This is a genomic window from Niastella soli (assembly GCF_017742245.1).
In the GTDB taxonomy this organism is placed as follows: domain Bacteria; phylum Bacteroidota; class Bacteroidia; order Chitinophagales; family Chitinophagaceae; genus Niastella; species Niastella soli.
On sequence record NZ_JAGHKO010000004.1, the window covers coordinates 550,032 to 562,413 of the forward strand.

At 41.8% G+C, this 12,382-nt stretch carries 9 protein-coding genes; 6 read left to right on the forward strand and 3 right to left on the reverse strand.

Going from position 1 to position 12,382, the window contains the following annotated elements:
* Positions 1–13: 13 nt before the first annotated feature.
* Positions 14–955: an SRPBCC family protein gene (locus J7I42_RS17200; protein WP_209140076.1), complete on the reverse strand. Its 942-nt coding sequence runs from the start codon at positions 953–955 to the stop codon at positions 14–16.
* Positions 956–1,128: 173 nt separating this feature from the next.
* On the opposite strand from J7I42_RS17200, the gene J7I42_RS17205 reads away from it, so the two are divergent.
* The 4 genes from J7I42_RS17205 (at position 1,129) to J7I42_RS17220 (ending at position 6,301) form a co-directional block, all read left to right on the forward strand.
* Positions 1,129–1,695 (forward strand): RNA polymerase sigma factor, encoded by a 567-nt coding sequence (locus J7I42_RS17205; RefSeq protein ID WP_209140077.1) that lies wholly within the window; start codon positions 1,129–1,131, stop codon positions 1,693–1,695.
* A gap of 57 nt (positions 1,696–1,752) precedes the next feature.
* Positions 1,753–2,721, forward strand: coding sequence for a FecR family protein (locus J7I42_RS17210; RefSeq protein ID WP_209140078.1), 969 nt, complete (start codon positions 1,753–1,755; stop codon positions 2,719–2,721).
* A gap of 80 nt (positions 2,722–2,801) precedes the next feature.
* A complete protein-coding gene (locus tag J7I42_RS17215; protein WP_209140079.1) occupies positions 2,802–5,426 on the forward strand; it encodes a TonB-dependent receptor in 2,625 nt (874 codons plus the stop codon).
* A 2-nt stretch (positions 5,427–5,428) separates the two neighbouring features.
* Positions 5,429–6,301 (forward strand): DUF4249 domain-containing protein, encoded by an 873-nt coding sequence (locus J7I42_RS17220; protein ID WP_209140080.1) that lies wholly within the window; start codon positions 5,429–5,431, stop codon positions 6,299–6,301.
* A 1-nt stretch (position 6,302) separates the two neighbouring features.
* On the opposite strand, the gene J7I42_RS17225 is transcribed toward J7I42_RS17220, so the two are convergent.
* A complete protein-coding gene (locus tag J7I42_RS17225; RefSeq protein ID WP_209140081.1) occupies positions 6,303–9,146 on the reverse strand; it encodes a COR domain-containing protein in 2,844 nt (947 codons plus the stop codon).
* A 545-nt stretch (positions 9,147–9,691) separates the two neighbouring features.
* Between J7I42_RS17225 and J7I42_RS17230 the strand changes: the two genes are divergently transcribed.
* Entirely contained in the window at positions 9,692–10,507 is an 816-nt protein-coding gene (locus J7I42_RS17230) for an SDR family oxidoreductase (protein ID WP_209140082.1), read from the forward strand.
* Positions 10,508–10,536: 29 nt separating this feature from the next.
* Positions 10,537–11,445 (forward strand): helix-turn-helix domain-containing protein, encoded by a 909-nt coding sequence (locus tag J7I42_RS17235; RefSeq protein WP_236065514.1) that lies wholly within the window; start codon positions 10,537–10,539, stop codon positions 11,443–11,445.
* Between the two features lie 11 nt (positions 11,446–11,456).
* Here J7I42_RS17235 and J7I42_RS17240 read toward each other — a convergent pair whose 3' ends face one another.
* Positions 11,457–12,284: a c-type cytochrome gene (locus J7I42_RS17240; protein WP_209140083.1), complete on the reverse strand. Its 828-nt coding sequence runs from the start codon at positions 12,282–12,284 to the stop codon at positions 11,457–11,459.
* Between the last annotated feature and the right edge of the window lie 98 nt (positions 12,285–12,382).

A 12,382-nucleotide genomic window follows, 5' to 3' on the forward strand; every position in this document is an offset into this window, starting at 1 on the left:
AATGAGGTACGTTTTATCTTATACCAAATCTTCGTTCCAGGTCCTTTGCCAAATTATTAAACACATAATCATGCTCCTGGGTAACGCCCAATTTCTCCATGGGTTCCCAATAAAAACGCGGGGTTAAAACGGATGTATAGGTGGTTATTCTCGTTAACTTACAACTATTGTTCGCTGCAGGCTCAAAATAGTAAATGGCTTCTTTAAAGCCAAGCCATTTCCGCCCAATTAAATTATAGTCTATTACATCCATTTTCAACACTTTGCCGCGCTTCACTTCAGTCACCCGCTCTGTTATGGTGCCGCCGCCAAAATCTGCATTACTTAACCGCCCGCCTCTAAAATAGCAGGTCCTTAACGCACCCACTTCCTCCTTTTCTAAAATACATTTTGTGGGAATGGGTAGGTCCAGCTTTAACAGGAATGGCTTTTCAGCATCCAACGTATCTACCGATTTTATTGCATCATATACCTGGTCCGGAGTGTAATTAAATACTTTTTCCGTTCTTACTTCTATGATCGTTTGCTTCTCCTTGTTAAAAAAATGTTCAGCGGGGGCAGCTATCAAAAAAGGGATTAGTGGCAGCAACAAAATGGACAACTTGTCGGTACCTTTTATTTTCTTGTAGCGTTTTACCAGCACCGCTATCACATAGCCGAGAAAGACAAGGGGTATGATCAGCACCTCCGCCATTACAATACAAATAATACCTGACATGCCAGGGATCCATAAAGCTATTAGAATTATTGCCGTTGTAATCAGCGCTCCCCATAGTGCATATTTTCGCACTTTCATGGAGCCTATGGCAACTCCCAGTACAATAGGTAGCAGCACAAACAATACCCAGCTATAGCCAACAAGCCCCATTAATAAAAACACAACGCCTGTCCCAATAAAAAAGAAGGAAAGTGCAATAGATATTTGAAAGCTCTCATCCTTTAAAATTTTGTTCATGATTTAGGTATTACTACTATTGAAAGTTTTACAAAATCGCGAATATTCGTCTGTGCACCTAACGCCAAAGACTTACGAATATTTCATATACGTTACTTATTGTTACAAACAACGCCTTAAACCTTTTCTTAACAGTTGATTCGCTATCTTCCGCCCCATTTTTGAACCGATCTATGCCTCCACCAAAACTGCAACATATACCCGATAATGAACTTTGGTTACTGATCATTTCGGGTAATGTATCCGCCTATGCCGAACTCTATGAACGTTACTGGGAGTCCCTTTTTGAAATAGCTTACTGGCATTTATTTGACAAGGCTACTGCCAAGGATATTGTGCAGGAAGTTTTTGTGTATTGCTGGCAGAAAAGGGAACAGATACAGATCAACGAATCTGTTGCCGCCTATTTTCGTGCCGCCGTACGTTTCAAGGTGTTGAATTACCTGAAATCGGAAAGCGCCCGGGAAAAATACCAACTGCTGGCAGGCAGGGCGCTGCCTGAGTTTACAGTAAATACCAGCGACCACCTGGCAATGGCTGACCTGCAGGCAAATTACCACCGCGAACTAAACCGCCTGCCCGATAAAATGCGAGCCGTTTTTATCGATAGCCGCGAACAGGGCCTTTCCATAGAGGAGATAGCCCAAAAACGAGCCATTTCCACCCAAACGGTTAAGAACCAGTTGTCTGCGGCCCTGAAAAAACTCCGCGAAGGGCTTGGCAGTTTTTTTATGGAATAAATTTTCCCGCAGCATAGTACTCCACCATTTCGAGAATTGTCTTATAAAAGTTAGCACATGAACAAGCTTCAACAATCTATGATAACGTCCTTATTGGAAAAACACGCCCTCGGCATTTGTACGCCGGAAGAAATGGACTTGTTGCAGCAATGGTATGCAGCCTTTCCGGAAAATGGGTCTGTATGGGAAAATAAGGAGGAGAAAGAAGCGATGAAAGACGCATTGAAAGCTAACATATTCAACGCAATAACGCCTGCGCAGGTAGTTTCCATTACGCAGGCCCCAGATAAAACTCAACGAAAGATCTGGTGGTCAGCAGCCGCAGTGGTGGCTGTACTGGTTGTCACTTATCTATTGTATAATAAATACAATTATAAAAAAGGACCGGAATATATTGTTGTAACAGCCGTTGCCGGTAAAGGCATTATAAAACATGAATTGCCCGATCACTCTGAGATCTGGCTTGAACCGGGCACCACGATACGTTACCACAAAGACTTTGTAAGAGATGTGCGCATTATAGAACTGACAGATGGGATGGCTTTCTTTTCCGTTCATAAAGATGCACAACACCCCTTCCTGGTAAAAACGCCCGGCGGGGTGCAAACAAAGGTACTCGGTACTGAATTTACCGTAAAAGCGTACGCGCAATTGGCAATCGTGCAGGTAATGGTTACCTCCGGCATCGTACAGGTATCTGACAGCACCCATATCCTGGACACACTCAAAGCGGATCAGCAACTCAGCTACGAGCAACACACGCATGCCATTAAACGCATGGACGGCCCACCGGAAGACTGGCGCAGCGGGGAGCTGGCATTAAACAATGCCCCCTTTGCAGAAGTGGCCCGCATCCTGACAAACCGTTACGGGTTACAGGTAAGCTATAATGAAAAAGCCGTAGCCCGTTATAGTTTCACTATCCACATCAGCCAGCAAACCACGGCGGATGATCTTTTAGAGCTATTGAAAGATATAAGCGGACTGACGTATGTGCTCAACAATGGCAAGGTGACCATACAATAAATTATAAATAACATTCAGGCAAACCAGCACTGGCTGCAAAAGCGGCCTGGAGAATCTTTATCCTTACTTAAACAACAACTATGCGTTACTACATTACCTTTCTTTTATTAACGATGTGGCAGGCACTAAGTGCACAACCAGCCAACTTGCGGACCAGCATCAGCATTCCGGCAACTTCGTTAGAAACAGCATTAAAACTGCTGGAACAGGAAAGCCATGTGCCGATCTCGTTTGAAGGTTCGCGGATAAAAGGCATCCAGGTGAAAGAACGCGTATACAAAAATGTGCTGTTGGGAACAATACTGAAAGAATTACTCGAAGGCACCCAATTGGAATATAAAGAAAAAGGCGGCAATATACTCATTGTGCTACGCCCTCGTTCGGGCAAAACCCTCAGTGGCTTTGTAGAAGATGCGGTAAGTGGCGAAAAACTGATCGGGGTATCATTGATGGCTCCCCAACACATGGCCGGAACCACTACCAACAACTATGGTTTTTATAGCATCACCGTTCCTGGCGATTCTTTATATATACAACTCACCTATACAGGCTATCAACGGCTTGATACCGTAATTAAATTAGAAGGCAATACACACCTCAACTTTAGTCTGCAAACCGCCAGCAGGGAACTGGAACAGATCACCATTAGCGCGCCACGCACCACCCCGATACAGCAGTCATCACAAATGAGCAGCATCAATTTGCCGGTATCACAGGTGCGTTCAATGCCCAGGCTATTGGGCGAACCCGATCTGTTAAAGACCCTGCAACAAATGCCCGGCGTAAAACAGGGTTCCGAAGGCACCAGCGCCTTGCTGGTACGGGGTGGTACGCCAGACCAGAACCTGATATTGCTGGATGGCGCCCCCTTATATAATCCTATGCACCTGTTGGGTGCTTTTTCTACCTTCAATACAAGTGTACTGAAAGATGTAACATTATATAAAGGCGCCTTTCCGGCGCGTTATGGCGGAAGGCTTTCTTCAGTTGTAGATATTTCAACAAAGGATGGAAATATGCATCAATTGCATGGCGACTTTTCCGTTGGTTTGCTCTCTACACAATTTACATTGGAAGGGCCATTACAAAAAGGAAAAACTTCTTTCGTGCTATCTGCCCGCCGTACGTATCCCGATCTGATTGCCACCCCTATTGCCAAAAACAAACCGGATGGACCAGAGAAATTCAGTCTTTTCTTTTATGACATCAACGCCAAATTGCACCATCAGTTTTCTGATAAGGACAAACTTTATTTTAGTTTTTATCTGGGTAAAGATAAACTCAGGCTGCTGGAACAATACAATGTACCTGTTGATCCGCCGGTAGACAATTACAATATTTCAGACCTTCATATTCAATGGGGCAATATCACAAGCACCCTTCGCTGGAACCATATTTTCTCCCCCAAACTGTTTGCCAATACTATGCTCATTGGCAGTAGTTACAAATTAAACTCCACCTTTTATTCAGAAGACAAATATGATACAGCTATCAATACCAATTCACTGAAGTTAAACTCAGGAATACGGGATTTTGGACTGAAAACTGATTTTGACTACCGGCCCTCTCCTGCGCATACCATAAAAATGGGCGCGTCCTATATGTTCCGCACCTTTACGCCAGGTATTGTTCGAATGCAACAAACCAACGACCACCTGATCACACTGGACTCACTGAATAATAACCGTACAATCAACGGATCAGAAACGGACCTGTATGCAGAAGACGACTGGGAGATCACCCGCTGGTTGAAATTGAATGCGGGGCTTCACTGGAGCACATTTAGTGTACAGGGACAATTTTATAATTCCCTGCAACCCCGTGCGAGTGCGCGGTTTCTTTTGCCCGGCAACTGGGGACTGAAACTATCCTACAGCCGCATGACCCAATATATTCACCTGCTGGCCAACAATTCCATTTCATTACCAACAGACCTTTGGGTGCCCGCTACAAAAAAGATAGTTCCCCAGCAGGCCGATCAATATGCGGTTGGACTGGCACGTAACCTGTTCCACAACAAATATGAATTTTCGGCAGAAGTGTATTACAAGAAAATGGACCATGTTATAGAGTATAGAGAAGGAGCCGATTACCTCACCACCAGCAAGGGAGACACCTGGCAGGAGCAGGTAGCAGCCGGTACCGGCGTAGCCTATGGTGCAGAATTGCTGTTACAAAAGAAAATCGGCCGGTTAACTGGCTGGTTGGGTTATACCTGGTCTAATTCCAACCGAACGATCCCGGAGGTAAATTATGGCCGCACCTTTCCTTATAAGTATGACCGTCGCCATGATCTTCACCTGGTACTCGTATATAAGCTACGCAAGAACATTGAATTGTCTGCCAGCTGGACATACCAGACGGCCACCCCGTTTACGGTTTCGGTAGCGAATTATGAAAGAATATATGAACCAAGTACGGCCAATAGTTACTATTATACGCAACCAAGTATCAACTACATCAATAGCCGCAATAATGTAAGGGTACAAGCCTATCACCGGCTCGATTTGGGGATCAGCTTTATTAAACAAAAAAAGAATGGCATTACAAGAACCTGGAATATCAGTATCCTGAATGTATACAACAGGAAAAACCCGTTTACTTACAATGTAAAACAATATTCATCAACCAATGCCACAGCGCAGCTTGCCACCTCCTCCATTCTGCCTATTATGCCAAGTATATCTTACACCTTAACATTCTAATTATGATCAGAAGCCTTTTACTTATTATACTTCCAGTATTAACGTTTATCAGTTGCGATAAAGTCATCACCATATCTATTCCCGAAGAATCGAATAAAGTAGTATTGAACCTGCTCATGAATAAAGACAGTATCATGATGGCCCGTATCACTTTATCTGGCCGGCTGGAAGGACCAAAGGGCTTACCGGAGATCACGAACGCCGAGGTGAAATTGTATGAAAATGGAGTATTCAGAGAAATGCTTACCCCCTTTACCTATAGATACCGTACTTTCTACCGGGGCACTACCCTGGCCAAAACAGGGGCCACTTACCGGGTAACGGCAGAAATTCCCGGTTATCCAGAAATCTCCGGCAGTGATCAAATACCCGATACCGTACAGGTGGGTGAAATGAGACTGACCGCCGGACAGGTAAGCAGCTCGCGGGACAAAGTCACCATCAGCGTACAACTGCACGATGATCCGGCTATCCAAAATTACTATCGCATTCGGCTTTACGGCGTCAATGAAGGTCATGACAGTACCGGAAATGGCTGGCGTTCAAAAGCACCACAAGAGTTTGAAGCGGAAGAAGCCAGCCTTAAAATTTACAACAAAAAAGCCCGTTTTGAATTCTATACAACAGATGCCTTGTTCAATGGCAAAAGCCCGCGATTTGTTTTCACAGCCACTACCTATAATTATTACAACAAGATGGCAGTAGAAATAACCACCCTTACTTATAACAGCTATAATTATTTAAACAGTGCCGCTATGGCCGATGAAAAAAATGAAGATGGATTTTCGGAAAAAGTGATCGTATTTAATAATATTGAAAACGGCCTGGGCATAGTAGGCGGTGTAGCGCAGCGGGAGTATGACCTGGCGAAATAGCTTATTCACACTTTAACTGCTTTACAAAAGCCTCATCAGCCAATAGTTTATCAATAGCATCTTCCAGCTCATTTACCAATTGGTCTGTATTTTGAAATGGGACTGGAAAATGCTCTAGCTCTTTTAATTTCTCCAGAAAATCATACCGGCTATCAGCATCCCGTTTTTGCAGGTTCTTGGGCAGGTCTACATCTTTTTGAAATATTCGTAACCGTGGCATCCCTTTTTCCTCAAACAGCGTTTTAGCCAGTGTAAATTCTTCAAATGAGTACTTGCCCACTTTAGAATAAAAGAGCATGGTAAAAAAATCACATTGTCTAATTTCAACATTATAGTCATCCTGTGAACGAAGTGACTGACCTATGATCTTTCCATCTTCCCAGATCAATAGCTCGATCACTATACCCTTTTTCCTTAATAATTTGTTCTTTCTATTAAGTGCCTGCTCAATTTGGATGCGTTCCTTTTCAAGCTCATTGGAGGAAGCCAGGAATATTTTAAGTATTCGAATTTCAGGAGCACTCTCCCTTTCAACGCTTCCTTTTAATTGAAGAGAAGAACCTTCTTTATATTGCTCAAAAACAAATGTATTCTCCAACAGTTCCAACACATTTAATTTTTCCAGGGAATTATCACACTCTACTTCAAACCGCCCTTTTTCCAGGCGTCGGTTAAGCGTTTCAAAGTCGAAATAATGTTGTTTGTTGGCCCCGGTTTTACAGCCCTCACAGACACAGGGTACTTTTTCCCGGTATTTTATTCCTTTGTATTCTGCATGCAGCTCTCTAAAGGTTTTCAGAATAATGGTCAACATCTCTTTTCGGTTACGTCCTTGCGTACGAATATAAAAAGCATCCCGGCCTTCCAATCTTGTTTTGGACACTTCACCCAAGGCCTCGTTTTTCCATTCCAGGATTACGCCATGCCGCCAAACAAGTTTTCGGCCCTTTGATATATCCGCGTGACGGGTAACAATGAATTGCGTTAACAATACTTTGGGTAAGAAATCGTAATCAATATACAATTCCAGGGAAGGGACATCCGGCCAGCTGTAATTTTCCGGCGGCGCTGGTGGTAACAAAGGCGGAGTTACATATTCTTCCCTACTGGGTAACTGATAGGCCAGCTTAAACTGTTTCATTAACTCCAGCAACTGTGGGCGCATATGCTCATATTCGCCATCATTCCAAATTCGTTTCACGTCTGATTGGTCAAAAAAACCGCACTTGCTTTTTGCCACTACTTCATCATCCAGGATCTTATATACCGCTTCCGTGGCCCATTCATTTTTAAGAATAATAAACTGCTTTAATAGTTCATTTTTTTGGTAATGGAGGCAGTCGCCTATTTTATGCAGCACAGAGCTAAGTATCAGGGCACTTTCCGGTTGAGGCAGATCATTTTGTTTACAGATCTCAAAATATTCTTTTAACGGGATATACTGTTCCTCCCTTCGTTCATGCAACACCCGCCTAATAGCCGCCCAATTAGAGGGAAAGGGATATTTGGTATGAGGAAGGGTTTGGGCAATAAACCGGATGTATTCTTCAGCAGTTGAAAAATTTTGTTTGGTGCCCAGGTTAATGGTAAATACTTCTTTTAACAATTCCGGGAATTGTTTTTTCCAGTAGTTGATGTCAAAACTACCCGTTCCAATACCTGATTTAAATTCATTCAATATCAATACCAACGGACTGCCTTCTCCAAACAATTCAGCGGTCTGAAACCAATCATCATAATCAACAGTGGTATTACCACTTTCTGCAACCATTACATACAAACTACTTTCCGTATAGAACAGTTGATGGAGCTTTTTGTATTTATCCTGGCCGGCAAAATCCCAGATATTTATTTTAAAACTGCTACCGTTCGCAATTGGAAAAGCATACTCACCAATTATTATATCCACACCTTGCGTACGATCCTTTTCCTTAGGCAACTCTTTATTCAAGAGGCGATTGGCAAAAGATGTTTTTCCTGAGCGGCCATCGCCTAACAGGATCAGCTTGGCTTCATTTAATTGCTCGGTGCCGCTTTTTTCACGTTGCTCAAAATATTCCCGGATCGCTTTATTGCCTTGTTTGATTATTTCCGGGGAAGGATTTATTAAAGGATTATTTTCTAATATTATGCCTCTACCAGTAAATCGACTCTCATATTTCCATTTTATATTTAGTCGAAGGTCTAAAATACTGCGAGGTAATTCTCTTATTTTATTTTTATTCAACCCTAACCATCTTATGCTTTTTAGTTCATTTATGTTTTCGGGGATAGATTCAATTTTATTATTTCCAAGACTTAATACTTCAATACGGTTTAAACTTCCTTCTATATTTGGAAAGTCTGCTATTTTATTATACGACAACATTAATTTCTTTAGATTATTGCATTCAAACAGTGTCGTAGGAATATGCTCAATTCCATTCTCAAACAAAAGAAGCTCATCAAGTTCTTTTAACCAATTAATATCTCCCGGAATAGATTTAATACCGCAGCCTGCTAAATTCAAAAAACACAAGCCGTTTAAGTCCAATAGCTGAGATGGAAAACTTCTAAGATCATTTCTTGCCAGTGATAAGTATTTCAGGCTTTTCATTTTGGATATTTCAGGCGGCACCTCTTTTAATTTATTCTGACTAAGTTTCAAATCTTCGAGTTCATTAAACTCCAATAAAGATTGCGGAAAAGTTTGTAAGCTTATGTTTCTAAGCCGAATACTTTTTACAGTTTTGTCAGCATCAATACTATAATATAAATCAGAAATACTATCCAAATCACTTCCCTTCCTTTTAAGTGTATGTCCTATTTCCGATTCAAGCCTTTTGATCTTTTCTAAATCAGTCATGCCTGGAATAAAATTTGAATATTAATAAAGCACCTACGCTTTCAAGTTTGTAATAATTTGATGGATAAAATAGGGTGTTTTTCCCGTTTTTTATATGAATGTGGTAATTTATTTGTATCAAAACCGTACTGATTTGTCCGGTTTTGTATGGCGAACACCGGAAAAGCAGGCTATAGCACTGGTTGTTAATCGTTTACGAAAATGGCATAGTGTTTAGAGTTAGCGTACAAACCGGTTAACATGTTCAGGAACCACCTTAAGGTTGCTTTCCGCAGCGTCTGGAACAATAAGTTTTATTCGGCCATCTCCATATTTGGACTGGCCATAGGTATAACAGCGGGTTCTGATTGCCGTTCTTACTATAAGTGTACAGGCAATCAAGGGCGCATTGGCAAATCCCGTTAAAAGCCTAAGAACTGAATAAATTAATATATTTCTTAAACTAACCCGAACATCCGTAAAAAGTATACATCTTCCGGGAATTCGTATTATCGGTCTGGCAGCCTTTAGTAAGACCTTTACCTCATCAATTAAATCTTACTAAAATGAACAAGACAATCTTTATTACAGGCGCCAGCAGTGGAATAGGAAAAGAGACCGCCAAATTGTTTCAATCAAAGGGATGGAACGTTATTGCCACGATGCGGAAACCCGGAAGTGAAAGGGAATTAACTGCACTAACTAATGTAGTGGTAACGGAACTCGATGTATTGGATGCCAACTCAATCAATAAAGCAGTAAATGAAGGCATCAAAAAGTTTGGCAAAATTGATGTACTGCTGAACAATGCAGGGTATGGCGCTTATGGACCGTTAGAATCATTTACAAGAGAAAAGATCGTCCGTCAGTTTAACACCAATGTGATCGGTCTATTAGATGTTACAAGGGCTCTACTCCCCCATTTTCGACAAAATAAAAACGGAGTTATCATTAACATTTCATCCATTGGCGGCAAAATAACCTTTCCGTTAGGCGCTTTGTATCATGGTACCAAGTTCGCCGTTGAAGGCATTTCCGAATCGCTGAATTATGAGGTAGAACAGTTTGGCGGACGGGTAAAGATCGTTGAACCAGGTGCTATTGCCACGGACTTTGGTGGCCGTTCCTTTGATTTCAGCAATGATGAAACACTTACCGAATACCAACCGATAGTTGAAAAAATGTTATCAACCATTCCGGCCCTGTACCAAAACGCTTCCCCGGCAAGCGTAGTTGCCGAGGTAATTTACGAAGCCGCTACCGATGGCACTGGTCAGTTACGGTATACTGCAGGAGAAGACGCCAAAACAATTATCGCGAATCGTAAGCAACTGGATGACGCCACTTTAATTGGTGCCCTTAAGAACCAATTTGGGCTTTAGTACCTAAAAAGTTAATTACTTTTATGATCATGAGTGTATTTGTTCACCTGCAAACGATCACAGACCTGTTCAAATTTTTCAATTTGACTAAAATCCACCACCCCCTGGTGGCAGTGGTGGATTTTAGCCAGGTAAGCGAGCACATTACCGAGGAGACAAAAGTTGCAGCCGATTTTTACACTGTGATGTTCAAAAACTATCACAGTAACACCGTAAAATATGGGCGCAAAATGGTGGATTTTCAGGATGGCAGCCTCATTTGTCTGGCGCCCAACCAGGTGATTGAAATGGATACTGATACAGAAGCATCAGAGAACATGTTGGGTTGGGGTTTGTTTTTCCATCCCGACCTGATCAGGAGTACCTCCCTGAACGATAAAATGGAAGGCTACAGCTTCTTTTCCTATGAAATAGCAGAAGCGCTGCATTTATCGGAAAAGGAAAAACAGATCTTATATGAATGTGTACTAAAAATTCAGGCTGAATTACAGGAGAACATTGATGTACATAGTCAAACGATCATAGTTTCCACCATTGAGTTGTTACTGAATTATTGCACCCGTTTTTACGGAAGGCAATTCATAACCAGAAAAAGCACCAACAATGCAGTGGTGGTTCAAATTGAAAAAATACTAAAAGAATATTTCAAAAGAAGCGAAATAACGGAAACAGGTTTACCTACTGTAAAGTACCTGGCAGAACAGGTGCATTTATCACCCAGTTATTTGAGCGACCTGCTAAAAAAAGAAACCGGCAAAAACACCCAGGACCATATCCATTTTTATTTAATAGAAGCAGCCAAGAACATGCTGTTAAGTACCAATAAATCAGTTGGAGAAATAGCCTATTCATTGGGATTTGAATACCCCCAATATTTCAATAAGCTCTTCAAGCAAAAAACAGGAAAAACCCCGATAGAATTCAGGAGTATGAGTTGAAGTAACAGGTTTTAATGATCTCTCTTATGCTCTTTCATGTATTTCAAATACAGGATGATATTTTCGAATTCTTTATCCGATAAGCTGGTCATTGCAGGCATACGGCTATTGTACCTGAAGGAGGCAGGCGCCTTTGCAAAAGCAATGAGCTGTTTTTCATCCCGGTATTCGGTAATGTTTTTAGGGAGATTAAATTCAGGACCAAAGGAGCCACCGATCTTATTGATAGAATGACATTTCATACAATTGTCTCTGAATGTAATATAACCGGGGTAGGCAGCATCACTACTATCAGGCTGAATTAATCGATATTTTTCTTTTTCCGGGATCAATCGAATAGTGGTGAGGCCATAGGGCCAGAAAAAGGATTTATCCTCTTTCTTCACTTTGTCCCAGACAAGATAATACGGGCTAAAATGCTGACTAAGGGAGTCTGGCCAATTCTTAGTATCCGGCTGGTCCAAGTCCTTAAATACGATGTAACCTTGCGCAGGACCATAGATCTTCGAAAGGTCCATGATTGGGTTGTAGCCATCCTTGCATTCAAATAAGACCATGGCGTGGGTGGTATCGAATGCAGCAGTTTTCCAGGCAGCATCGAGCAGCGGGCGGAGAGAAAACCCAAGGTATTTTTTGGGAGATTTGAAATACTGATCGTAGTCAACGTTAACCTTTATTGAATTCCTGGCTGGCGAATCCAATACTTTTTCCAGCACAATAGTAACTTCCTCATTTTCGCCTGCACTTTCAGTAGAAAGAGTACTTTTATTATTCGTTGTCGGGTTATTACAAGCTATGAAAACGACAATACCCCAGAAAACAAAAAGCGCTATTTTCATACTCATCTTTATATAAAGGTTACTAATACTTTATTTAAAAAATGACCGTGTTTTTCACGTTTTGTTTGAAAAAGCTACCGGCCCTGGAAAAAACCTCC

Bases quoted from the DNA above. Each gene is read 5' to 3' on its own strand.
- J7I42_RS17200 (WP_209140076.1), bottom strand. From the start codon at position 955: ATGAACAAAATTTTAAAGGATGAGAGCTTTCAAATATCTATTGCACTT.
- J7I42_RS17205 (WP_209140077.1), top strand. From the start codon at position 1,129: ATGCCTCCACCAAAACTGCAACATATACCCGATAATGAACTTTGGTTA.
- J7I42_RS17210 (WP_209140078.1), top strand. From the start codon at position 1,753: ATGAACAAGCTTCAACAATCTATGATAACGTCCTTATTGGAAAAACAC.
- J7I42_RS17215 (WP_209140079.1), top strand. From the start codon at position 2,802: ATGCGTTACTACATTACCTTTCTTTTATTAACGATGTGGCAGGCACTA.
- J7I42_RS17220 (WP_209140080.1), top strand. From the start codon at position 5,429: ATGATCAGAAGCCTTTTACTTATTATACTTCCAGTATTAACGTTTATC.
- J7I42_RS17225 (WP_209140081.1), bottom strand. From the start codon at position 9,146: ATGACTGATTTAGAAAAGATCAAAAGGCTTGAATCGGAAATAGGACAT.
- J7I42_RS17230 (WP_209140082.1), top strand. From the start codon at position 9,692: ATGAACAAGACAATCTTTATTACAGGCGCCAGCAGTGGAATAGGAAAA.
- J7I42_RS17235 (WP_236065514.1), top strand. From the start codon at position 10,537: ATGAGTGTATTTGTTCACCTGCAAACGATCACAGACCTGTTCAAATTT.
- J7I42_RS17240 (WP_209140083.1), bottom strand. From the start codon at position 12,284: ATGAAAATAGCGCTTTTTGTTTTCTGGGGTATTGTCGTTTTCATAGCT.